Source organism: Janthinobacterium sp. GW822-FHT07A03 (assembly GCF_058798815.1).
This window is the reverse complement of record NZ_JBXAKW010000004.1, coordinates 389,869-414,553: the sequence shown is the minus strand read 5'-3', so window position 1 is coordinate 414,553 and position 24,685 is coordinate 389,869. Positions and strand designations below refer to the sequence as shown.

Genomic DNA, 24,685 nt, shown 5'->3' with positions numbered 1-24,685 from the left:
ACGCTTATAACAACAAGGAATCATTATGTTTGCTTATATCCTGCGCCGCTTGTGGCAGATGCTGCCCACCATGCTGGGCGTCGTCCTGCTGGTGTTTATATTGTTTAACTGGGTGGGCGGCGACCCCGCCTACATCCTGGCCGGCAAGATGTCGAGTGCGGAAAGCATCGCCAACATCCGCCGCCAGCTGGGCGTCGACCAGCCGTATTACGTGCAGCTGTGGATCTTCATCAAGCAGATCGTCACCTTTGATTTCGGTCAAAGCTGGGCGACCGGCGAGTCCGTGTCGCACATCATCACCTCGCGCCTGGGGCCGTCGATGATGGTGCTGATCCCGCTGACCGTGCTGGAAACCTTCTTCGGCGTGGCGCTGGCGCTGGCCATCGCGTTCGTGCGCGGTTCGCTGACGGACCGCATGGTGATGATCGCCTGCACGGTGGGCATGTCGATTTCCATCCTCGTCTACATCATCGTCTTCCAGTACGGCTTTGCCTACAAGCTGGGCCTGTTCCCCGTGCAGGGCTGGGGCGACAGCTTCTGGGAAAACCTGCTGCGCTATTCGACCCTGCCGATTCTGATCGGCCTGGCCGTGTCCATCGCGCCGACCCTGCGCCTGTTCCGCACCTTCGTGCTGGACGAGGCCAACCAGGATTACGTGCGCACGGCACGCGCCAAGGGCTTGAAGGAAGGCCGCATCATGTGGGTCCACGTGCTGCGCAATGCCGGCATTCCCATCATTACCTATGTGATGTCGAACTTGCCGGCCCTGCTGATCGGCGCTTTCCTGCTGGAACGTTTCTTCGGCATCCCCGGCATCGGGCGTGAAGTGATCCTGGCCGTCGAGCGCAGCGACTTTCCGGTGATCAAGGCGATCACCGTGTATGTTGCCGCCGCCACCATGCTCTTCAACCTGCTCACCGACCTGCTGTACCAGGCGGTCGATCCTCGCGTACAACTGAAGTAGAAAGAGACGATGTCGAAACCTCATACATCGCCCGGCCTGTGGGCCCTGGCGTGGCGCCGTTTGCGCGGCGACAAGATTGCAATGGTATCGCTGGCCGTGGTCGGCGCATTTTTCCTGCTGGTGCTGGCGTCCGCCAGCGGCCTGGTGGCGGCGAACTGGGAAGACGAAGTGGCCGTCAGCTATGCGCCGCCCACGTTTGTCGGTGCCGACAAGGATGTGGCCGGCGCCGCCGACGGCGCCATTCCCCTGGCCGACGAGCGCAGCGCGCCGACACCCGTCAACGTGCTCGACCCGCTGGCCGACGATATCGCGGAACTGCGCGCGCAGATGGGCAGCAATCCATCTGCCGGCGTGGAGATGTACGGCGTCACCGACCCGCTGGCCGACGACTTGACGGCCTTGCGCGCCGGCATGGGCAAGACGAAGAAGCTGATCGCGCACAAGGCGGCAACCTTGCCGTTCGGCGCCGACAAGTGGGGCCACGACATCCTGCAGAAAACCATCAAGGGCGGCGAGACGTCGATCGTCGTGGGCCTGGTGGCAGCCTTGCTGGCCGTGGTGCTGGGCACCCTGTTTGGCGCCGTGTCCGGCTACTTCGGCGGCATCGTCGATGACTTTTTTAATTGGTTCTACAGCATCTTCACGTCGATTCCGTCGATCCTGATGATCTTGACGGTGGCGGCCGTGCTGCAGCAGAAGGGCGTGCTGACCATCGTGCTGATCCTCGGTTTGACGGGCTGGACGGGGCCGTACCGGCTCATACGCGCCGAATACATCAAGCACAAGGCGCGCGAATACGTGATGGCGGCCGACGCCATCGGCGCTTCGCACTGGCGCAAGATGTTCTCGCACATCTTCCCGAACGTGAGTCACGTTGCTCTGGTGCAAATGTCGATCCTCGTGGTGGGCTTCATCAAGGCGGAAGTGATCCTGAGTTTCCTCGGCTTTGGCGTGCCGGTGGGCACCGTTTCGTGGGGCAGCATGCTCAACGAGGCACAAAATGAACTGATCCTGGGCAAATGGTGGCAGCTGACAGCGGCCGCCACGGCGATGGCCGTGCTGGTGACGGCGTTCTCGCTGTTTACCGATGCCTTGCGCGATGCGCTCGACCCCAAAGTGAAATAGGAGTTGCTCATGGACCAGAATAACCTGTTGGAAGTGCGCGACCTGCGCGTCACCTTCCGCCTGGACAAGAAGACCACGTTCGAGGCCGTCAAGGGCATCTCGTTCAACGTGCCGCGCAACAGCACCGTCGCCCTGGTGGGCGAGTCGGGCAGCGGCAAGTCCGTCAGCTCCCTGGCCGTGATGGGCTTGTTGCCGCCGGATAACACCATCATCGATCCCGCATCGAGCATCCATTTCGGCGGGCGCGATTTGCTGCAATTGTCGATCGCCGAGCGCCGTACCATGTGCGGCAAGGATATCTCGATGATCTTCCAGGAACCGATGTCGTCGCTCAACCCCGTGTTCACGGTCGGCTTCCAGATCGCCGAAGTGTTGCGCCAGCACATGGGCATGAACCGCAAGCAGGCGCGCGCGCGCACCCTGGCATTGCTCGAGGAAGTGGGCATACCCGATCCCGCCACCAAGATCGACGCCTACCCGAGCCAGATGTCGGGCGGCCAGCAGCAGCGCGTGATGATCGCCATGGCGATCGCCTGCGAACCGAAACTGCTGATCGCGGACGAACCGACGACGGCGCTGGACGTGACGATCCAGAAGCAGATCATGGACCTGATCGCGGCGCTGCAAAAGAAACACCAGATGTCCGTGCTGTTCATTACCCACGACCTGGGCCTGGTGGGAGAGATCGCCGACCAGGTGATCGTTATGCGCCACGGCGAAGTGCGCGAAACGGGGGAAGTGCGGCAAGTATTTGAATCCCCGCAAGACAGCTACACCAAGGCGTTGCTGCATTGCCGCCCCTCGCTGGACGAGCGCCCGTGGCGCCTGCCCGTCATTGCCGACTACATGGAGGGCAAGGCCGGACCCGGCGTCGAGGTGAAGCAGCGCACGCGCGGCTACACGCCGGGCGACGAACCGGTGCTGGTGGTGAATAATCTCAGTAAAAGTTTTTATACGCGCGAGGGCCTGTTCGGCAAGCGCGAATTCCAGGCCGTCAAGGATGTGTCGTTTACTTTGCCGCGCGGAAAAACCCTGGGCGTGGTGGGCGAATCCGGCTCCGGCAAGACGACGGTGGGCCTCACCCTGCTGCGCCTGCACCAGGCGACGGGCGGCACCGCCATGTTCCACGGCAAGGATCTGATTGCCATGCCGAACAAGGAGTATTTGCCCTATAAACGCCGCATCCAGATCATCTTCCAGAATCCGTACGCCTCCTTGAATCCCCGCTTCACGGTGGGGCAGATTTTGCTCGAACCCATGCGCATCCACAAGATCGGCGCGACCGACCAGGAACGCATCGCCAAGGCCTATTGGCTGCTCGACAAGGTGGGATTGCCGGAACAGGCTTTCCACCGCTATCCGCACGAGTTTTCCGGTGGCCAACGCCAGCGTATCGCCATTGCCCGCTGCCTGACCATGCAGCCGGAAATTCTGGTCTGCGACGAATCCGTGTCGGCGCTGGACGTCTCGGTGCAGGCGCAAGTGCTCAACCTGCTGCAGGATTTGCAGGATGAATTCGGATTGTCCTACATCTTCATCTCGCACGATTTGTCCGTCGTCAAATACATCGCCGACCAGGTGATGGTGATGCACAAGGGGCAGGTGGTGGAGCTGGCCGATTCGGACGAGCTGTACCGCAATCCCGTGCATCCGTACACGCGCACCCTATTGAGTGCGATACCGAAGGGCGTGCAAATCTAAACACGCTTTTACGGTAAGATAGCGCCCATGCCCAACCTCATTTATCTGCTCGAACATTACGGTGTCCTGATTGTCTTTGGCATCGTGCTGGTGGAGCAGCTCGGCCTGCCGATTCCCGCCTTTCCCATCCTCGTGGTGGCGGGGGCGCTGGCCGTCGACGGCGACATGAATGGGGCGCTGGTGCTGGCTGCCGCGCTGGGCGCCTGCCTGATCAGCGACTTCACGTGGTTCCGCGCGGGCCGGCATTTCGGCAAGCGCATCCTGCGCCTGCTGTGCCGCATCTCGCTGTCGCCCGATTACTGCGTCAGCCAGACGGAAGACAAATTCAAGCGCTGGGGCCCGAAAGCCCTGATCGTGTCCAAGTTCGTGCCGGGATTCAATACCGTGGCCGCGCCCATGTCGGGCGCGCTGGGCACGCCGCCGCGCCTGTTCTTCCTGTACGCGGGCCTGGGCGCCTTGCTGTGGAGCGGCACGGGCATCGTCGTCGGCGTGATCTTTCACGCCAGCGTGCAGCAGGTGCTCGACTTGCTCAGCACCATGGGCAGCACGGCCTTGCTGATGCTGGCCGCCTTGCTGGGCTTGTTCCTGCTGTACAAATTCCTCGAACGCCGGCGTTTCCGCCAGGCCTTGCAGATCGAGCGCATCGGCATCGATGAATTGCTGGAACTCATCGAGCAGGGCGAGGAGCCGCTGATGGTCGACGCGCGCAGCGCCACGGCGCAGGCGCTGGAACCGGCCGTGCCGGGCGCCTTGTTCTTCAATGGCAAGGAACCCGTGCCCGCCATGATCGCCATGGACAAGGACCGCCACATCATCGTGTATTGCAGCTGTCCCAACGACGTGACGGCCGCGCAAGTGGCCAAGCTGCTGCACCAGCACGGCTTTCACCGGGCCAAGCCCCTGCATGGCGGCCTCGATGCGTGGAATGCCGCCTACCGCTCGGACCAGCCGGCGCCCGCCAGCCTGCTGGGCGAAGGCTTGCCCTCCTGATTTGCGCATGCCGGCCGCATCGCCGGCGGGCAGTAAAACCGGTAGTAATAATACGAAAACACCTTCGCGGGGCGGCCAGGACGGCAGCGCCGCCCCAGCGCCGCACCATACAAGGCGGCTTTGCGCAAACTGCGGCATACTCTGTTTTCACGGTGACTCCTGCTGCTGTGCAGCATGCTTTTGGCGCGCCTGATGAGTGCGAGCACTTACTATAAATCATTGCTTTTGAGTAACTTTGGCCTTGCCTGTTGCATTTGGAGTGGAACTACCAATAAAGGCTTGTTTTGATGTACTTAAACTACAAACTTTGCTTGCCTCCGGGCGCATTCATCCTTTAAGCTTGGCGTCCCATGCGTCCCACTTCATCATTTAAAATCATGAGCGCTTCGTCTTCCCCTGTACTGCCGACTTCCGCCTTTGCCGATGGACCGCGCCTGCTGGCCGACGTGGGCGGCACGAATGCCCGTTTCGCCCTGGAAGTGGCCGCCGGCCACATCACCCTGGTGGAAGTGCTGCCCTGTGCCGACTACCCGAGCCTGTCCGCCGCCCTGCAAGCCTACCTGGCCTTGCCGCACGTCGCTGCCGCAGGCGGGCAAGCCGTGCGCCATGCCGTGATCGCCATTGCCAACCCCGTCGACGGCGACTTCCTCAGCATGACGAACCACCACTGGTCGTTCTCGATCCGCGCCATGCGCGAAGAGTGCGGCTTCACGACCCTGGACGTGGTCAACGATTTCACGGCCCTGGCGCGTTCCTTGCCGCAGCTGTCGAGCGAGCAAAAGCACCAGGTGGGCGCGGGTACGGCCCGACCGAACACGGCCATCGGCCTGATCGGCGCCGGCACGGGTCTGGGCGTGTCGGGCCTGATTCCGTCGCACGGCGGCTGGATCGCCCTGCAAAGCGAAGGTGGCCACGTCAGCTTTGCGCCGTTCAATGAAACCGAAGTGAGCATCCTGCAATTCGCCTGGCGCGAATACGAGCACGTCTCGGCCGAGCGCCTGATTTCCGGCGATGGCCTGGAACTGATCTACCGCGCCCTGGCCGACCGCGCCGGCGTGCCGGCGGAAGACTTGCCGGCGGCGGAAATCACGCGCCGCGCGCTGGCCGGCGAATCCCAGCTGTGCGACGACGTCATCGAAGCATTCTGCTGCATGCTGGGCACCGTGGCGGGCAACGTCGCCGTCACCCTGGGCGCGCTGGGCGGCATTTACATCGGCGGCGGCATCGTGCCGCGCCTGGGGGCGCGTTTCGACCGCTCCGGCTTCCGCGCCCGCTTCGAGCGCAAGGGCCGCTTCGCCAATTATGTGTCGCAAGTGCCGACCTTCGTCATCACGGCGCAATACCCAGCTTTCCTGGGCGCATCGGCCATTCTCTCGGAGAAACTCGCCTCCCAGTGATGCGGGCAGCGGGCGATGTGTCGTGCCAGGACCGGGTAAAACGTGTGTTTTGCCCGGTTTTGCGCTTTTCCGCTTTTTATCAGGTACAATTGGCATCGTTGGATGAAACGACGACTGTCGCTCTCCTGTCTGGCTGTTTCGTCGCCACGGGAAAAGCAGCTGCTCCGGAGTTCGTTTCATTGCTGGTTATTTAAGGCCAGCACCATGGATGGCAGGACTTTCACTGCATCCGCTTTAATCCCGCTTTGCGCGCATCGGCCAAGGCGTCGGAAAAACAGCCTCAACTAGTAACCCAGCATGGCGTCATCATCGATGTCTGCCACCTGTTACGTTGAAATGAACGTTTTTGATTTCTTTCTCTGCATACGAATTGCAACACACATCCGCACAGAATTGCTATGAATACAATTGAGGCTAAAAAAGTCCTCGAAACCGCGTTGCTGTGCGCTCGTGAATCGTTGACGATCCACAGCTTGAAGAAGCTGTTCGTCGATGCGGACGAGAACGGTCGCGTGCGCGGTGTCGGCGTCGGTGCCGACACGATCAAGCAGTTGCTGGAAGAGTTGCGGCAGGAGTGGGAAGGGCGCGGCATCGAGATCGTCAGTCTGGCTTCGGGCTGGCGCTTTCAAAGCCGCCCGGAAATGAAGATGTATCTCGATCGCATGACGCCCGAGCGGCCGCCCAAGTATTCGCGGGCGACCCTGGAAACCCTCGCCATCATCGCCTACCGCCAGCCGGTGACGCGCGGCGATATCGAGGAGATTCGCGGCGTTGCCGTCAATTCGCAGACGATCAAGATGCTGGAAGACCGTGGCTGGGTCGATGCCATCGGCTACCGCGACGTGGTGGGACGGCCGGCCTTGCTGGCCACCACCAAGCAGTTTTTGGATGACCTGGGTTTGCAATCGCTGTCCCAGCTGCCGCCTTTGCAGCAAATCAGCGAGATGCAGGGCAATGGGCTCGAAGCCCTGGAAGCGGCCCTGCAGGAAAATTTTGATAAAGCAACGAATGACGTTGCCCACCAGCTTGGTGCAGGTAGCAATACGGCTGTGACAGATGTAGATGTGACAGCAAGCCTTGATGCCGGCCCCGATGCTTCGCCCACGGACGAAGCCTACACTCACGACCCTGCGCCAGAACTAACGGTTGACGCTGCGCCAGGTCAGCACAGCCAAGAAACGAAGAATGAATAATCCGAACACACCCGAGACAGTAACCGCCAGCGACGAAGCCATCGTTGCCAAGCCCAAGCGCCGCACCAAGGCCCAGATCGAAGTCGATACGGCCGCTGCTGCCGTTGCTGCCGCCGCCGGCGATGCCGCCGCGGCCAAGCCGAAGCGCCGCACGAAAGCCGACGTGGCCGCCGATGCGCCCGTCGCCGCTGCCGATTCTGCTGTAGAAGCTGCGCCTGCCGTCAAGAAAACCCGCGCCAAGCCGGCCCTGAAGGCCGTGGCCGACGCCGCGGAAGCCGCAGCCGAGGCGGTTGCCGCCCCGGCGCCGCGTCCGCCGCGCGCCCGCGCCGCCGCCAAGGCCGCCGCCGCCGTCGCTGAAACGGCGCCGGAAGCCGTCGCCGACAAGCCGGCCGAAGCGCGCCCGACCCGCGGTCCGCGCCAGATGCGTGGCGTGCAGGCGGAACGCGCGCTGCGCCAGCCGCCGCGCGCCGAAGCGCCGCAGGGCGCCGAAGCCGTTGCAGCAGCGCCGGCCGCAGAGCAGGCTGCCGCGCCGGTCGCCGATGTGTTCGATGCCGAAGGCAACCTCGTTTCCGGTCCACGCCTGCCGCGCGGTCCGCGCAACGACGTGCCGGGCGCCGGCAAGAATGCGGGCAAGAGCCGCAAGAAGGGCAAGGGCCGCCAGGCTGCGCCTGGTAAACTCAGCGACGCTGATGCCGTCTTCTCGTTCGTTACTTCCGACGCGTTCGACAGCGAAGAAGGCGGCACGGGCCGCATGCAGAAAGTGGCCGTGCGCCGCGACCTGACGTCCGACGACGACGCGCCGAAGCTGCACAAGGTGCTGGCCGAAGCCGGTCTCGGTTCGCGCCGCGACATGGAAGACCTGATCATTTCGGGCCGCGTGTCCGTGAATGGCGAGCCGGCCCACATCGGCCAGCGCATCCTGCCGAGCGACCACGTGCGCATCAACGGCAAGTTGATCCAGCGCCGCGTCAGCAAGAAACCGCCACGCGTGTTGGTGTATCACAAGCCTGCCGGTGAAATCGTCAGCCATAATGACCCGGACGGCCGTCCATCTGTCTTCGACCGCCTGCCGACCATGAAAGCTGGCAAGTGGCTGGCCGTCGGCCGCCTCGACTTCAACACGGAAGGCTTGCTGCTGTTTACCACCTCCGGTGACCTGGCCAACCGCCTGATGCACCCGCGCTACGGCATCGACCGCGAGTACGCCGTGCGTACCCTGGGCGAGCTGGAAGAGGGCATGCGCCAGAAGCTGCTGGCCGGCGTCGAGCTGGAAGACGGTCTGGCGCAGTTCTCGAAGATCGCCGATGGCGGCGGCGAAGGCATCAACAAGTGGTACCGCGTGGTGATCGGCGAAGGCCGCAACCGCGAAGTGCGCCGCATGTTCGAAGCCATCGGCCTGACCGTGTCGCGCCTGATCCGTACCCGCTACGGCGCCATGACCCTGCCGAGCGGCCTGAAACGCGGCCGCTGGGAAGAGATGGATGAAAACACCGTGCGCGACCTGCTGGCCGCCTACGGCATCGAAAAGAAAATGCCGCCTTCGGGCGATCCCCGTGCCGCCGGCGCCGCCAAGGGCCGCGAAGCGCGCAAGGCCGGCCGCGATGACGAGCCAAATGGCAACCGTATCGATGTGAGCAACCGCAACGCCGATCCGTTCCCCGTCGCGCCGCGCCGTGGCCAGCCGCAAGGCCAGTTTGCCCGTCCGCAAGGCCAGGGCCGCCCAGGCGGCGCCGGCCGTCCAGGCGACGCGCGTGGTCCTGGCCGCGGCCAGCCGCAAGGTCCGTTCCAGGGCGGCCAGCCCCGCTCGTCGGCTTCGTTCGAAGGCGCGCCGCAAGGCCAGGGCCGTCCGCCGCGTGCGGCAGGCCAGGGTCAGGGCCGTCCGGGTGGCGAAGGCCGCGCACCGCAGCGCGGTCCGCGCCAGCCCGATCCGCTGCAAACGGCATTCGGCTTTGCTAATACGGGGCCGCGCCGCAATGCCGGCGGTGGTGCCGGTGGGCAAGCGCGTTCCGGTGGCCAGCCGCGTGGCGGCATGGATGGCATGCCGCGCCGCCGCAGCAAAGGTTAATCGGGAAGAGATTCTTCTTGCGCGCCCGCCCATCTGCGGCGGGTGCGCGCTCTTGTAACTGTTGTAAGCCGGGCCGCTCCGCGTGTGCGGCATTGCGGCGAAGTTAATAAGAGGTTATAATCTGCAGCCTAATAAAAGTTCTCCGCAGGGTTGTTTGGTGGGGAGTGCTTTCATCTGGTTGGGGAAATACAAGAAGATGGGCAGATGCCCATTTTTTTTTTGTTGAACCGTTTGTAATGGCGCCAACAAGGGGCCATATATGACTTGAATGCGTGTTTTTGCATGTTGTCGGCGCTCAATGCGGCGCTCGCATGCCGAAAACGGGCCTTATTTCTGGAGAATTTCTTGCAGCAGTTGGGATTAATTGAAAAGACGGTTACAGGTCTGGGCTATGAGCTCGTTGATGTCGAACGTGCCGAGCGCGGGCTGCTGCGCGTCTTTATTGATTTCAGCGCCGCCGATGCCGCTGAAAAAGGTCCGATCACGGTCGAAGACTGTGCCACGGTGAGTCACCAGTTATCGCATGTGTTGACGGTAGAGAACGTTCCTTACGAGCGTCTCGAGATTTCTTCCCCGGGTCTCGATCGTCCGGTGCGCAAGCTGGAAGACTTTGTCCGTTTCGCAGGCCAGGAAATCATCGTCAAGCTGATGGTGGCGATGCCGGGTACGAACAACCGGAAATCGTTCCAGGGGATCTTGCAAGAACCCGTGGGCGATAAATTGTCGTTGGAATTTGAAGGTAAGGATGGTCCGGCGATGTTGGAGTTTACGCTCGCGGATGTGGATAAGGCACGCTTGGTGCCGCAGGTGGTTTTTAAGGGACGCAAAGCATGAGCCGCGAAGTTTTATTATTGGTTGACGCGCTGGCGCGCGAAAAAAACGTCGATAAAGATGTCGTCTTCGGCGCCCTCGAATTCGCGTTGGCGCAAGCCACGAAGAAACGGTATGAGGGTGAAGTAGACATCCGCGTTTCGATCGACCGCGAAACGGGCGAATTCGAATCGTTCCGCCGCTGGCACGTGGTGCCCGATGAAGCGGGCCTGCAATTGCCGGATCAGGAGATCCTGCATTTCGAGGCAAAAGAACAGATTTCCGATATCGAAGTCGATGACCACATCGAAGAACCGATCGAATCCGTTGAATTCGGCCGCCGTTTCGCCCAGGATACCAAACAGGTGGTCCTGCAGCGCGTGCGTGACGCCGAGCGCGAACAGATCCTGGTCGACTTCCTGGAGCGCGGCGATTCGCTCGTCACCGGCACCATCAAGCGCATGGAACGTGGCGACGCCATCGTCGAATCGGGCAAGATCGAAGCACGTCTGCCACGCGACCAGATGATTCCGAAAGAGAATCTGCGTATCGGCGACCGTGTGCGTGCTTTCATCTTGCGCATCGACCGCAATATGCGCGGCCCGCAGGTGATCCTGTCGCGTACCGCGCCAGAATTCATTATGAAGCTGTTCGAGCTGGAAGTGCCGGAAATTGAACAAGGCATGCTGGAAATCAAATCCGCAGCCCGCGATGCCGGCGTGCGCGCCAAGATCGCCGTCTACACGGCCGACAAGCGCATCGACCCGATCGGTACTTGCGTCGGCATGCGCGGTTCGCGCGTGCAGGCCGTGACCGGCGAGCTGGGCGGCGAACGCGTCGACATCGTGCTGTGGTCGGAAGATCCGGCGCAGTTCGTCATCGGCGCCCTGGCGCCGGCGAACGTGTCGTCGATCATGGTCGATGAAGAAAAACACGCGATGGATGTCGTCGTGGACGAAGAAAACCTGGCAATCGCGATTGGCCGTTCCGGCCAGAACGTGCGCCTGGCCTCGGACCTGACCGGCTGGAAGATCAACATCATGACGGCCGAAGAATCGGCTGACAAAGCTGCCCAGGAAACGGCTGCCGTGCGCATCCTGTTCATGGAAAAGCTCGATGTCGACCAGGAAGTGGCCGATATTCTGGTGGAAGAAGGTTTCGCCAGTCTGGAAGAAATCGCTTACGTGCCAATTTCCGAAATGCTGGAAATCGAATCGTTTGACGAAGATACCGTCAATGAACTCCGTACCCGTGCGCGTGATGCGCTCGTGACCGAAGCGATTGCTTCGGAAGAGGGTCTGGAAGGCATGGACGAGGCGTTGGTGGGTCTGGAAGGCATGGACCGCATTACCGCCGGCAAGCTGGGTCTGGCTGGTATCAAGACCGTTGAAGCATTTGCAGCACTGGCATACGACGAATTTGGCGCAATCCTGGCCTTGTCTGCGGACCGTGCGCGTGAACTGATTACAAGTGAATTTAAAGATGTGACCGACGATGAGATGAAGTTGGTTGACTCGAAATACGACGATCGTGCCAAGGCGTTGCAAGCCAAGGCATGGAGTCTGGCCGAATCCGCAAAGGCTTAATTTGAGTATCTTTATCATCTCCGCGACACATAGAAAAGAGGACTGAATGGCGAGTAACAACGTAGCCCAATTTGCCACCGAACTGAAGATGCCTGCAGATTTGCTGCTGACGCAGCTGCGTTCTGCCGGCGTCGAGAAAAGTTCGACGTCAGATCCATTGTCGAAAGATGATAAGGACAAGCTTTTGGATCATCTGCGCCGCACACACGGCGCAGCGGCTGACACAGAAAAGAAAAAAATCACCGTGACCCGCAAGGAAACGACTGAGATCAAGCAAGCTGACGCCACCGGCAAATCGCGCACCATCCAGGTGGAAGTGCGCAAGAAACGCACTTTCGTCCAGCGTGACGAAGCTGCGCCGGTCGCAGCAGAGCCGGTCGCGCCTGCCGCACCGGTGATCGATCCCGCCGACGTGGCGCGCCGTGAAGAAGAAGCCCGTAAACAGGCTGAACTGATCGCCCGCCAGGAAGCCGATCTGCGCGAAAAGCAAGAACGTCTGGCCAAGCTCGACGCGGAAAAAGAAGCCCAGGCGAAAGCCACGCAACAGGCTGAACTTGCTGCGAAGAAAGAAGCTGAAGCGGAAGCGAAGAAAGCGGCTGCCAAAGCTGCTGCCGCGCCTGCCGCCAGCGCCGCTGCGCCTGTCGTTGACGACGCCGCCGCCGAAGCGAAAAAAGCCGCTGCCGCTGAAGAAGCGAAAAAGAAAGCCGCTGCCGCTGCTGTTGCCGCCAAGGAAGCCGCTGACAAAGCGGAAGCCACCGAGCGTGCACGCAAGGCCGTTGCCGACGAAGTCGCCCAGATCAAGGCCATGATGAACGCGCCACGCCGCGCCATCAAGGCACCGGAACCCGTACCGGTTCCCGTCAAGCCGAAGGCGCCGGAAGGCACCCTGCACAAGCCTGCTGACAAGAAACCTGGCGACAAGCCGGGCGACAAGAAGCCTGCTGTTGCAGACAAGAAATCCATCAAGTCGGCGAATGTGTCGTCCACCTGGTCCGATGACGCGAAAAAACGCGGCACCACCGGTGGTCCGAAGCCACGCGGCAATAGCGGCCCAGGCGGCCGTGACAGCTGGCGCGGTGGCGCGAAGGGCCGTCGCCCGACGCACCATGACGACCGTGAATCGAACTTCCAGGCGCCGACGGAAGCCGTCGTCAAGGACGTGCACGTACCGGAAACGATCACCGTGGCCGAACTGGCGCACAAAATGTCCGTCAAGGCATCCGAAGTCATCAAGCATTTGATGAAATTGGGCCAGATGTGCACGATCAACCAGGTGCTGGACCAGGAAACCGCCATGATTCTGGTGGAAGAAATGGGCCACAAGGCGTTCGCCGCCGAACTGGACGATCCGGAAGCGCTGCTGGCCGACGTGGGCGAACACGCACACTTCGAAACCAAGCCACGCGCACCGGTGGTCACCGTCATGGGTCACGTCGACCACGGCAAGACCTCGTTGCTCGATTACATTCGTCGCGCCAAGGTGGCATCCGGCGAAGCGGGCGGGATTACGCAGCATATCGGCGCTTATCACGTCGATACGCCACGCGGCATGATCACCTTCCTCGACACCCCGGGCCACGAAGCGTTTACCGCCATGCGTGCCCGTGGCGCCAAGGCAACCGACATCGTCATTCTGGTGGTTGCCGCCGACGATGGCGTGATGCCGCAAACGAAAGAAGCGATTGCCCATGCGAAAGCAGCCGGCGTACCGCTGGTGGTGGCGATCAACAAGGTCGACAAACCAGGCGGCAACGTTGACCGCGTGACGCAGGAACTGGTCGCCGAACAAGTCGTGCCGGAAGAATACGGTGGCGAATCGCCATTCGTGCCGGTATCGGCCAAAACGGGCCAGGGTATCGACGATCTGCTGGAGCAAGTGCTGTTGCAAGCCGAAGTGCTGGAACTGACGGCACCGGTCGATGCGCCAGCGCGCGGCCTGGTAGTCGAGGCGCGTCTGGACAAGGGCCGTGGTCCTGTCGCGACGATCCTGGTGCAGTCCGGTACCCTGAAGCGCGGCGACGTGATTCTGGCTGGCTCTTCGTATGGCCGTGTTCGCGCCATGCTGGACGAGAACGGCAAGTCCATCGCTGAAGCGGGTCCATCGATTCCGGTCGAAATCCAGGGTCTGACGGAAGTGCCGGTTGCCGGTGAAGAAGTCGTCGTCATGGCTGACGAGCGCAAGGCGCGTGAAATCGGTCTGTTCCGTCAAGGTAAGTTCCGCGACGTGAAACTGGCGAAACAGCAAGCTGCGAAACTGGAAAACATGTTCGACCAGATGGCCGAAGGCGAAGTGAAAAACTTGCCGTTGATCATCAAAACCGACGTGCAAGGTTCGCAAGAAGCGCTGGTCGGTTCGCTGCAGAAACTGTCGACCTCCGAAGTGCGCGTACAAGTGGTTCACGCGGCCGTCGGCGGCATCACGGAATCGGACGTCAACCTGGCAGTTGCCTCGAAAGCGGTCATCATCGGCTTTAACGCCCGTGCTGATGCCCAGGCACGCAAGCTGGCCGAGTCGAATGGCGTGGACATTCGCTACTACAACATCATTTACGATGCGATCGACGAGATCAAATCGGCGTTGTCGGGCATGTTGGCACCAGAGAAACGCGAAACCGTCATCGGCCAGGTCGAGATCCGCCAGGTTATCCTGGTCTCGAAGGTCGGCGCGATTGCCGGCTGTCTGGTCACCGATGGCGTGGTCAAGCGTGCTTCTTCCGTCCGCCTGTTGCGCAACAACATCGTGGTGTGGAGCGGCGAGATCGACTCCCTGAAGCGCTTCAAGGACGATGCGAAAGAAGTTCGCGCCGGTCTGGAGTGCGGCCTGTCGCTGAAGAACTACAACGACATTCAGGTTGGCGACACACTGGAAGTGTTCGAAGTCCAGGAAATCGCTCGTACCTTGTAATCACAGCAGTAATGGCGCGGACATATCTTTGTCCGCGCAAACACGTGGGGCGCATTGGTCAACGGGCAACCGTTTGACCCATGCGCCCTGCGGCACTTAGGACAGCATAAAATCATGGCTAAACATAGCAAAACCATGCCAGCGCGCGGCTTGCGCGTGGCCGACCAGATCCAGCGCGATCTGGCTGAAATCGTCGCCTACGAATTGAAAGACCCGCGCGTGGGCACGATGATCACCATCACCGAAGTGCAGATCACGCCCGATTACGCGCATGCCAAGGTGTTTTTCACGATGTTGAAAGACAGCAAGGAAGCCATCAAGAACACCACCGAAGGCCTGATGGCCGCGTCGGGCTTCATCCGTGGCTTGCTGGGCAAGCGCCTGCACATCCACACCCTGCCGATGTTGCATTTCGTGCACGACAGCTCGACCTCGCGCGGCATGGAAATGTCCTTGCTGATCGACAAGGCCAACGCCACGCGCGCGGCCGACGCCGAGCCGGACGCGAAACCTGAGACGGACGAGCAATAACAGTGGCCGGTCCGAAGAAACCACCGGGCATCAAGCGGGTGCGCGACCTGGTCGACGGCGTCTTGCTGCTCGATAAGCCCGTGGGCTGGTCCAGCAACGATGCTCTGATCAAGGCCAAGCGCGTCTTGAACGCGAAAAAAGCCGGCCATACGGGCACGCTGGATCCGTTCGCCACGGGCTTGCTGCCGCTGTGCTTTGGCGAGGCGACCAAGTTCTCGCAGGACTTGCTGGAAGCCGACAAGACCTACGAAACCCTGGTGCACCTGGGGCAGACGACGGATACGGGCGACACGGAAGGCGAAGTGCTGGAAACGCGCGACGTGAATGTGACGCCGGAGCAGATCGAAGCCGTGCTGGCGCAGTTCCGCGGACCGATCCTGCAGACGCCGCCCATGTACTCGGCCTTGAAAAGGGACGGCAAGCCCTTATATGAGTATGCAAGGGCAGGCATCACGCTGGAGCGCGAAGCGCGCCCGGTGACCATCCACAAGCTCGAGTTCCTCGGCTACGAAGCCCCGTTCCTGAAATTGTCCGTGATGTGCAGCAAGGGCACGTATATCCGCGTGCTGGGCGAAGACATCGGCCATGCCCTCGGTTGCGGCGGCCATCTGAACGCCTTGCGCCGCACGCAGGTGGGCAACCTGACGCTTGACGGCGTCGTCACCCTCGATGAGTTGACGGCGCATGCCGCGCCGCTGAGCCTGCTGGCGCCCGTCGATGCATTACTGTCGAGCTTTCCCGCCGTGCAGCTGACGGAAGAATTGGCCAAGCGTTTCCTGCATGGCCAGCGCATCGCGCTGAGCAAGGAAGACGTCATCGTACCGGCCGAGCCGGGCAGGGTGCGCGTGTATCACGACAGCAAGCTGCTGGGCACGGGCCAGTTGCAGGAATACAGCATTCTGGCCCCGGAGCGCCTGATTGCGACTGCGCATCAATAAGTCACAGCAACGTCATATTACCCAGCGACACTCTTCAAACAGTGTCGCTTTTTTAAACAATCCGTCCCCGACTGCGGGAGCCGCCAGCATTTTTAGATAGCGTTGCAACGCAACATGCTATACTACGCGGTTCCGGAAATAGATTAGCATTCGGGTATCTCGTACACCTTGTACGCACTCCGCAGTTTTTCAGTAACTACTACGACCATGTCAAATACAAAACGCGCAATTCGTAATATCGCCATTATCGCCCACGTTGACCACGGCAAAACCACGCTGGTGGATCAGCTGCTGCGCCAGTCCGGCACCTTCCGTGAAAACCAAGCGGTCGACACCCGAGTCATGGACTCGAACGACCTGGAAAAGGAGCGCGGCATTACGATTCTGTCGAAGAACTGCGCTGTTGAGTACGAAGGCACCCACATCAATATCGTCGACACCCCAGGCCACGCCGACTTCGGCGGCGAAGTGGAACGTGTTCTGTCGATGGTGGACTCGGTTCTGCTGCTGATCGATGCACAGGAAGGCCCGATGCCGCAAACCCGTTTCGTCACGCGCAAGGCGCTGGCACTGGGTCTGAAGCCTATCGTGATCGTCAACAAGATCGACCGTCCAGGCGCGCGCCCGGACTGGGCCATCAACCAGACGTTCGAACTGTTCGACAAGCTGGGCGCTACCGACGAACAACTGGACTTCCCTATCGTTTACGCTTCGGGCCTGAACGGCTATGCCGGCCTGACCGAAGACGTGCGCGGCGGCGACATGAAGCCGATGTTCGACGCCATCCTGGAACACGTTCCAGTACGCGACGACAATCCGGAAGGCCCGCTGCAAATGCAGATCACCTCGCTGGACTACTCGTCGTACGTCGGCAAGATCGGCATTGGCCGCGTCAACCGCGGTACCGTTAAAGTTGGTCAAGACGTGCTGGTCATCAATGGCCCAGGCGCCACGCCAATCAAAGGCCGCATCAACCAGGTGCTGAACTTCAAGGGCCTGGAGCGCGTGCTGGTGGACGAAGCTGTTGCCGGCGACATCTGCCTGATCAACGGTATCGACGAAATCGGCATCGGTTCGACCCTGTGCGCCGTGGACACGCCTGAAGCGCTGCCGATGCTGACCGTCGACGAGCCGACCCTGACCATGAACTTCATGGTCAACAACTCGCCACTGGCTGGCCGCGAAGGCAAGTTCGTTACCTCGCGTCAACTGCGTGACCGTCTGGAAAAAGAATTGAAAGCCAACGTTGCTCTGCGCGTAGCGCCGACCGACGACGACACGATCTTTGAAGTTTCGGGCCGCGGCGAGCTGCACCTGACGATCCTGATCGAAAACATGCGTCGCGAAGGCTTCGAGCTGGCCGTATCGCGTCCTCGCGTGGTGTTCAAGATGGTCGATGGCGTGCGCCACGAGCCGTTTGAAAACCTGTCGGTCGACGTGGAAGAAGCCAACCAGGGCGGCGTCATGGAAGAACTGGGCCGTCGTCGCGGCGACCTGCAAAACATGGAATCGGATGGCAAGGGCCGCGTGCGTCTCGAGTACCTGATCCCGGCGCGTGGCCTGATCGGCTTCCAGGGCGAATTCATGACCCTGACCCGCGGTACCGGCCTGATGAGTCACGTGTTCCATGAATACGCACCAGTCGACAACACCCGTGGCGAAATGGCTGGCCGTCGTAACGGCGTGCTGATCTCGCAAGACGACGGCGCTGCCGTTGCCTACGCTATCTGGAAACTGCAAGACCGCGGCCGCATGTTCGTGTCGCACAATGACCCGGTCTACGAAGGCATGGTCATCGGTATCCACTCGCGCGACAACGACCTGGTCGTCAACCCGATCAAGGGCAAGCAGCTGACCAACGTGCGTTCGTCGGGTACCGACGAAGCAGTGCGCCTGGTGCCGCCAATTCAGATGTCGCTGGAATACGCAGTCGAATTCATCGAGGACGACGAACTGGTGGAAATCACGCCTAAATCGATCCGTCTGCGCAAGCGCTTCCTGAAAGAGCACGAGCGTAAAAAAGCGTCGCGTGATTCGTAATCTGTTGTAGAGCATGGCCTGCGGGCCATGCGCTCCCGGCCCGCTGCGCCGCGTCACCGTTACTGGTGGTGCGCGCAGCGGGTTTGTCATTTGCAGTCCCTGTATTTTTTAGACACCATGACTTCCTCCTCTTTGCCTTCCCGCCGCCTCTCCGTCGCCCCCATGATGGACTGGACCGACCGCCATTGCCGCAAGTTCCACCGCGAAATCACGCGTCACACCTGGCTCTACACCGAGATGGTGACGACGGGCGCGCTCGTGTACGGCGACGTGGAGCGCCATCTGCGCTTCAACGAGGAAGAGCATCCGGTGGCGCTGCAGTTGGGCGGCAGCGATCCGACAGACCTGGCCACCAGCGCCAAGCTGGGCCAGCAGTGGGGCTATGACGAGGTCAACCTGAACTGCGGCTGCCCGTCCGAGCGCGTGCAGAAGGGCGCGTTTGGCGCCTGCCTGATGGCCGAGCCGCAACTGGTGGCCGACTGCGTGAAAGCCATGCGCGACGTGGTCGACATCGACGTCACGGTGAAACACCGCATCGGCATCGATGACAGCGAATCGTACGACTTCGTGCGCGATTTCGTCGGCACCGTGGCCGATGCCGGCTGCAAGACATTTATTGTGCATGCGCGTAACGCCATCCTGAAGGGCTTGAGTCCGAAGGAAAACCGCGAAGTGCCGCCCCTCAAGTATGACTATGCCTACCGTTTGAAGCGTGATTTTCCGCAATTCGAGTTCATTATCAATGGCGGCATCAAGACCCTGGACGAGATCGACCTGCATTTGCAGCACCTGGACGGCGTGATGCTGGGCCGCGAGGCGTACCACAACCCGTACGTGATGGCGCAGTTCGACCAGCGCTACTACGGCGACGACACGCCCGTGAAAACGCGCGAACAGGTGCTCGAAGCGATGATTCCGTACATCAGCGCGCAACTGGAGAAGGAAGCGGGGCGCTTGAAGTTGAACAGCGTCACGCGCCACATGCTGGGCCTGATGCAAAACCTGCCCGGCGCGCGCGGCTTCCGCCAGACCCTGTCCGATTCCAGGAAGCTGGCGTCGGGCGACCCGCGTTTGCTGCTGGAAGCGGCGGCGCGCCTGTCGCTGCCCGCGTAATGAGCGGCGGCTGCCACGCCCATGCGCAGCAGCTGCATGGCTACCTGCAAGCCGTCAGCGCCCTGAAGGATGATGGTAGCCTGTTTCTTTGCGAGTACCTGGGACCCGTCGCGCCGCAGGCATCGCTCGACGCGCTGTGCCGCGCGCTGCGGATTGCGCCGGCGGGCTTGTCCTTGCAGCCGCTCGAGAGCGTGGTGTGCAGCGGCATCGCCTGCACGCCGCGCCAGTGGCTGCTGGAACGGTTTCGTCCCATGAGCGAGGCGGACCGCCAGCCGCTCGATGCGCGTTTATATGACGGTTTCGAGCGCGAACTGGCCGAACTGCTGCACGGCGAGCCCCGCTGGTATCAACTGGTATTGTCCAGCCAGCGCAGCCTGGCCGGACAATTGGGCGCCATCTGGAGCGTCTTTGTCTTCGGCACAGAGTGCCACGCCTATGTGATGCATTGCAGCTGGGACAGCTGATTCAACTTGTCTATACCGCTGCCCCGGCGCAGTGGTATTGTCCGCACGACCCCTTCCTCTGAACACCTCTCCCCAAACGATGCAATATGGCTACGCCATGTGTTGTAAATGCGCTGTTTCGGCGCACGCCCGCACTGTCGTGGGGCGTTTCTAGGGGGCAAGAATCGGCGTTGTTGCCATTTCCCCGAAGAAAGTTAATCTGCCATTTATTCAGGTACTTATTGCTTGCTTTGAGGCAAAATTTACACCTATAATTGATTATAGACAAATATTTCTCATATGAATGTTTGATGTTGATCTCACATCAACGGTGTCAAAAATTCAGCGTGTGGAACAAGTTTGCATTCGCAGTCACTGGCTGTTTCAGGGCTGGTGAAGACCAGGAAGTACCCCAGGCTGCGTGCAGCCGGATACCGCCAGCATACCAATAGGTCAAGGCGGATACCGGTGTACCGCAGCCTTCGTCTTGTCGTGCCGGGCAAAAATCCTTATCAATAGTTTCATTTACGAAGAGCCGAAATGAATTTAGCAAAAATGAAGGTTGGTACCCGCCTGGGCCTGGGTTTCGCCCTGGTACTGGTTCTGCTGGTGGCCGTGACCGTCCTCGGCATCGCGCGCATGGCGCAAATCCAGGAACGTCTCGATCACGTGATCAATGTCAACAACGTCGTCACCCGCCTGGTGATCGATATGCGTGGCAACGTCAGCGACCGCATCACCTCGCTGCGCATCCTTACCCTGATGACCGACGCGAGCGATATGGAGCCGGAAATGGCGCGTATCAAGACGCAGACCAGCACCTATCAGGAAACGCAGAAAAAGCTCGAAGAGAAATTCGCCATCGAGTCGACTGCCGAAGAAAAGACCCTGCTCGCTTCGATCAAGGAATACGAAGCGGCCGCCATGCCGGCCATCGCCAAGGCATCCGCACTGTGGATGGCCAACGATGCGGAAGGCGCCACGCGCGTGATGATCAAGGAAATCCGCCCGGTACAGAAAAAATGGATGGAAGCGCTGGAACAGCTGGCCACCCTGGAAGACAAGCTCAATGAACAGATGCAATCGGATGCCCGCAAGGCTTTCGACAGCGCGCGTTTGTTCATGATCATCCTCGGCGTGCTGGCCGTGGCGATGGGCGTGGCGGCGGCACTGGTGATTACCCGCGGCCTGCTGAAACAGCTGGGCGGCGAGCCTGACTACACGGCATCGATCGCCGGCAGCATCGCCAATGGCGACCTGTCGATCGGCATCCACACCCAGCCATCGGACAATTCCAGCCTGCTGGCGGAAATGAAGGAAATGCGCAACAGCCTGGTGGGCATCGTCGGCCAGGTGCGCGTTGGCACGGAAACCATCGGCACGGCCTCGCGCGAGATTGCCGACGGCAATATCGACCTGTCGTCGCGTACGGAAATGCAGGCCAGTGCGCTGGAAAAAACCGCGTCGGCCATGGAAGAACTGACCTCGACCGTGAAACAGAATGCGGACAATGCACGCGAAGCCAACAAGCTGGCCGCCACGGCCTCGGATGTGGCCCTGAAAGGCGGCTCCGTCGTGTCGCAAGTGGTCGACACCATGAGCTCGATCAATGAATCGGCGAAGAAAATCGTCGACATCATCGGCGTGATCGACGGCATCGCCTTCCAGACGAATATTCTGGCGCTGAACGCGGCCGTGGAAGCGGCACGTGCCGGCGAGCAAGGCCGCGGCTTTGCCGTGGTGGCGTCGGAAGTGCGCAACCTGGCCCAGCGCTCCGCTGGCGCCGCGAAGGAAATCAAGATCCTCATCGACGATTCGGCCGAGAAGACGGAACGCGGCACGCGCCTGGTGGGCCAGGCTGGCGTGACGATGGGCGAAGTGGTCGACAGCGTGCGCCGCGTGACGGACATCATGAGCGAGATCGCCAGTGCCAGCCAGGAACAAAGCGCCGGCATCGAACAGGTCAACCTGTCGATCATCGAGATGGACGGCATGACGCAGCAAAATGCGGCCCTGGTGGAGCAGGCTGCCGCCGCGGCGCAAAGCTTGCAGGACCAGGCGGCCGAACTGGCCCATGTGGTCAGCATCTTCAAACTGGTCGAAGGCGAAGAGAAGCCGGCAGCGTATGTGCCGGCACTCGTGGCCGCCGCGCCAGTGGCCGTGCGCAAGCCGGCGCCGGCATTGCGCCCGGTCAAGTCGCTGACCCGCAAGGCCGAAGCGGCTGCTCCCGTGGCTGCTGCGGCGCCACGCAAGGCGGCAGCGGCCAGCAGCACCAGCAATGACGAGTGGGAAGAGTTTTAAGCGCGGTCAACAGCGCACAGGAAATTGTAATTACCGTATCTGATAATCATGGGGAAGCACATGTTTGAGAATAAGCGTTTGATGAGTGTTGCAGCAGCCTTGCTGGTGTCCGTTTCTTCCGCAGCCTTCGCTGCCGAGGTGCCGGCGTCGTTCGATGCCAAGAACTGCAAGGCCGACTATCCGAAAGCCTCGCTGATGAACGAAGAGCAGGGCACCGTGTCGATGTCCTTCCTGGTCAATGCCGATGGCAGTGTTGCCGATTCGAAAGTCGAGAAGAGCAGCGGCTTCAAGAACCTGGACAAGGCCGCCATCAAGGCCTTGTCCGCATGCAAGTTCAAGCCGGGCACCAAGGATGGTTCCCCTGCGCAAACCTGGACCAAGGTCGATTACGCCTGGAAGCTGGACTGATCCACGCATCGCCGGGAGCGCCGCTCCCGGCATGAGCGTATCCGCTACGGGCGGCGCCTGCGAGGGTGCCGCCCGTATTGTTATGTGCGCCAGCCAACGGCGCTGTCGCCCCCGATTCTGTTACCCTCGAAACATACCTTCGGGATCTCTCACCACAAGAGGCTTATCATGCAGCGCATCCTGACACTTCCCTCCCTGGCGGCCACCGGTTTGCTGCTTTCCGCCTGCGCATCGCTGGGCACGCCTGAGGGCTTGCAGGCGGGGCAAACCGTGGCAGTCGTCAACAGCTTGAGCTGGGACAATCCGCTGACGGGCAAGCGCGACGGCGTGCGCACCAGCTGGCCCATCAAGGATGGCAAGATTGCCCCTGAGTATTTTCCACTGGCGCAATTGAAGCAATGCGACGCGGGCGGCAAGACCTGCGCCTGGGGCGTGATGCGCGCGCAGCGCAGCGCACCGACGCTGAATTATGTGGACGGCGGCGTGGACCTGGCCGCGAGCGTATCGATCGACGTGGCGCGGCGCCAGGATGCGCGCCAGGGCGAGACGCAAACGGCGATGGCGATACCGCAGGACGTGGCGGCCCTGACGGGCAAGCAGCGCGTGCAACCCAGCTGGAAATTGAAGTATGGCAAGGTCGAGCAGGTCGAGCTCGATTACGGCGTGCGCTACCAGGTGTGCGTGCAGCGCTACGATGCGGCCGGCAAGGCCATCGATACCTGCGCGATTCCATTTATTTGAGGAAACATGCCGCGCGGGCCGCTTGTGGCGCCATTGCTACATTTCATGTTGCGGCGTGCGTCCGGGTGTAACAATCGGTAAAAGCACAGCAAAGCACGGCGTAATTTCTTATAGTACTTACTTGAGGTAGTACATATTAGGAGAATTGCGATGAAAACCCTGTTGGCAGTAATTTCGCTGGCCGCTCTGGGTGGCTGCGTCGTGGCGCCCCCCGGCCCCGCGTATTACGGTTCGCGCGCGCCGCAGGGGGCCTACAATCCCTACGAGTGGCATACGGTCTCGTCCGATCCGGTGCAGTCATCGCGCGTGGAATACACGAATGAACCCGTTTACGTGCAGCAGCCCGTGTATGTGCCGGCGCCCGTGTACGCGCCGCAACCGTATTATTACAATCCGCCCGTATCGATCGGGCTGGACTTCATGTTTGGCTTTGGGCGCTACGGTGGACACCGCGGCGGCTGGGGCGGGCATGGGCGTTACCACGGCCGCCGCTAGACGCCGGGCATAGACCATCTGGCGTGAGAAAGCGCGCCGTGCTTCGTGAGATGCGAAGCACGGCGCGCTTTCTCATTGGCGATGACGAGCAGCGCCGCACAGCGGCATCAGTGGAAATATACGGAACTCTGGTGCAGCACGTCCGCCGAGCACAGGATATACATCGCCGCCGCTGCCAGACCTATTTGCAAGGCGCCAAAGCTGATCGGGATGAGGCGGGACATGTCGTACTCCTGAGTGGTGTGAGGTGGGTTGTCAGGCTTTCATCATAGGTCGAATAAATGCTCTCGGGCATCGGATGAATGTCCGCCACGATGTAGGACAACACCTCGTCCCTGAGGCCCCGCCTCGCTCTCCGGCTGCTTACCGATTTTTCCAGCGCAGCACCGGCTCTTCCGGCGCCGTGTCCGGCACGTTCGAGATCGCCAGCCAGTGCGTCAGGCGTTCCGGATGCTTGAGACTGATGCCCATGCCATCGATGATGCCCACCTGTTCCAGCATGCGCGCGTCGATCTTCGCCTTCGACACCGTGGGCGCGCCCATGACCATGCGGTCATACGCCTTGCGCGCCTTGTGTTCCCACTTGTGCAGATTGCTTTCGTCGAAGCGGTTCGCTTCGAAGTACACGGTCAGGGTGCCGTCGAGGTTGCCGAAGCCGACAATGCCCGCGCCCTTGCGGATGGTGGTGGTGTTATCGATGTCAAATTCCGCCGTGGGCACGAAAATGCCGGCGCGGCCATCGATGTCGGGACGTCCCACGGGCGTTTCCTTGCCGTAGGAGCTGGTTTCGGTAATGGTTTTTTCTGCGGACATGGTGCGTGTGTGGTGGCCGTGCCGGGAGCGCAATCGGGCCCGGCAGCGCCAGTCATCCTGTTCAAAAAATGCGTGCTGATGATCAGGGCGGGGTAGGGGCCCTGGCGGAGCGATGCTTGGCATTGC

The 24,685-nt window shown here is 61.2% G+C and carries 20 protein-coding genes; 19 read left to right on the top strand and 1 reads right to left on the bottom strand.

Annotated elements, in window-relative coordinates; genetic code table 11:
* Positions 1–25 precede the first annotated feature (25 nt).
* The 19 genes from AC1RJW_RS14210 (at position 26) to AC1RJW_RS14120 (ending at position 23,746) form a co-directional block, all read left to right on the top strand.
* A complete protein-coding gene (locus AC1RJW_RS14210) occupies positions 26–964 on the top strand; it encodes an ABC transporter permease (protein WP_070219240.1) in 939 nt (312 codons plus the stop codon).
* 9 nt (positions 965–973) lie between these two features.
* The gene (locus tag AC1RJW_RS14205) at positions 974–2,089 is read left to right on the top strand and encodes an ABC transporter permease (protein WP_493045477.1); all 1,116 of its coding nucleotides are present in this window, start codon (positions 974–976) and stop codon (positions 2,087–2,089) included.
* A gap of 9 nt (positions 2,090–2,098) precedes the next feature.
* Positions 2,099–3,790 carry an ABC transporter ATP-binding protein gene (locus tag AC1RJW_RS14200; protein WP_493045476.1) on the top strand — a complete coding sequence of 564 codons (1,692 nt, stop codon included), beginning with the start codon at positions 2,099–2,101 and terminating at the stop codon, positions 3,788–3,790.
* Between the two features lie 27 nt (positions 3,791–3,817).
* A complete protein-coding gene (locus AC1RJW_RS14195; RefSeq protein WP_493045475.1) occupies positions 3,818–4,780 on the top strand; it encodes a VTT domain-containing protein in 963 nt (320 codons plus the stop codon).
* A 377-nt stretch (positions 4,781–5,157) separates the two neighbouring features.
* Positions 5,158–6,177 (top strand): glucokinase, encoded by a 1,020-nt coding sequence (locus AC1RJW_RS14190; RefSeq protein WP_493045474.1) that lies wholly within the window; start codon positions 5,158–5,160, stop codon positions 6,175–6,177.
* A 398-nt stretch (positions 6,178–6,575) separates the two neighbouring features.
* Positions 6,576–7,370 carry an SMC-Scp complex subunit ScpB gene (scpB, locus tag AC1RJW_RS14185; protein ID WP_326457792.1) on the top strand — a complete coding sequence of 265 codons (795 nt, stop codon included), beginning with the start codon at positions 6,576–6,578 and terminating at the stop codon, positions 7,368–7,370.
* Positions 7,363–9,435 (top strand): 23S rRNA pseudouridine(2605) synthase RluB, encoded by a 2,073-nt coding sequence (gene rluB / locus AC1RJW_RS14180; protein ID WP_493045473.1) that lies wholly within the window; start codon positions 7,363–7,365, stop codon positions 9,433–9,435. The genes scpB and rluB overlap by 8 nt, the downstream gene beginning before the upstream one ends.
* Before the next feature lie 345 nt (positions 9,436–9,780).
* Entirely contained in the window at positions 9,781–10,269 is a 489-nt protein-coding gene (rimP, locus tag AC1RJW_RS14175) for a ribosome maturation factor RimP (protein WP_035828693.1), read from the top strand.
* Entirely contained in the window at positions 10,266–11,831 is a 1,566-nt protein-coding gene (gene nusA / locus AC1RJW_RS14170) for a transcription termination factor NusA (RefSeq protein WP_034782529.1), read from the top strand. The genes rimP and nusA overlap by 4 nt, the downstream gene beginning before the upstream one ends.
* A 46-nt stretch (positions 11,832–11,877) precedes the next feature.
* The gene (gene infB, locus AC1RJW_RS14165) at positions 11,878–14,736 is read left to right on the top strand and encodes a translation initiation factor IF-2 (RefSeq protein ID WP_034760145.1); all 2,859 of its coding nucleotides are present in this window, start codon (positions 11,878–11,880) and stop codon (positions 14,734–14,736) included.
* A 114-nt stretch (positions 14,737–14,850) separates the two neighbouring features.
* A complete protein-coding gene (gene rbfA, locus AC1RJW_RS14160) occupies positions 14,851–15,267 on the top strand; it encodes a 30S ribosome-binding factor RbfA (protein WP_152253626.1) in 417 nt (138 codons plus the stop codon).
* 2 nt (positions 15,268–15,269) lie between these two features.
* Positions 15,270–16,205 carry a tRNA pseudouridine(55) synthase TruB gene (gene truB, locus AC1RJW_RS14155; protein ID WP_493045471.1) on the top strand — a complete coding sequence of 312 codons (936 nt, stop codon included), beginning with the start codon at positions 15,270–15,272 and terminating at the stop codon, positions 16,203–16,205.
* Between the two features lie 207 nt (positions 16,206–16,412).
* On the top strand, positions 16,413–18,245 hold the full coding sequence (gene typA / locus AC1RJW_RS14150; RefSeq protein ID WP_076569139.1) for a translational GTPase TypA: 1,833 nt from the start codon (positions 16,413–16,415) through the stop codon (positions 18,243–18,245).
* Between the two features lie 162 nt (positions 18,246–18,407).
* Positions 18,408–19,358 carry a tRNA dihydrouridine(20/20a) synthase DusA gene (gene dusA / locus AC1RJW_RS14145; protein WP_493045586.1) on the top strand — a complete coding sequence of 317 codons (951 nt, stop codon included), beginning with the start codon at positions 18,408–18,410 and terminating at the stop codon, positions 19,356–19,358.
* Complete coding sequence (locus tag AC1RJW_RS14140) at positions 19,358–19,822, top strand: hypothetical protein (protein WP_493045470.1); 465 nt, start codon at positions 19,358–19,360, stop codon at positions 19,820–19,822. The genes dusA and AC1RJW_RS14140 overlap by 1 nt, the downstream gene beginning before the upstream one ends.
* 534 nt (positions 19,823–20,356) lie before the next feature.
* Entirely contained in the window at positions 20,357–22,102 is a 1,746-nt protein-coding gene (locus AC1RJW_RS14135) for a methyl-accepting chemotaxis protein (protein WP_493045585.1), read from the top strand.
* A 60-nt stretch (positions 22,103–22,162) separates the two neighbouring features.
* The gene (locus AC1RJW_RS14130) at positions 22,163–22,510 is read left to right on the top strand and encodes an energy transducer TonB (protein WP_070218202.1); all 348 of its coding nucleotides are present in this window, start codon (positions 22,163–22,165) and stop codon (positions 22,508–22,510) included.
* Positions 22,511–22,678: 168 nt separating this feature from the next.
* Entirely contained in the window at positions 22,679–23,251 is a 573-nt protein-coding gene (locus tag AC1RJW_RS14125; RefSeq protein WP_493045469.1) for a hypothetical protein, read from the top strand.
* 150 nt (positions 23,252–23,401) lie between these two features.
* The gene (locus AC1RJW_RS14120; protein ID WP_493045468.1) at positions 23,402–23,746 is read left to right on the top strand and encodes a hypothetical protein; all 345 of its coding nucleotides are present in this window, start codon (positions 23,402–23,404) and stop codon (positions 23,744–23,746) included.
* A 363-nt stretch (positions 23,747–24,109) separates the two neighbouring features.
* On the opposite strand, the gene AC1RJW_RS14115 is transcribed toward AC1RJW_RS14120, so the two are convergent.
* A complete protein-coding gene (locus AC1RJW_RS14115) occupies positions 24,110–24,559 on the bottom strand; it encodes a hypothetical protein (protein WP_493045467.1) in 450 nt (149 codons plus the stop codon).
* Between the last annotated feature and the right edge of the window lie 126 nt (positions 24,560–24,685).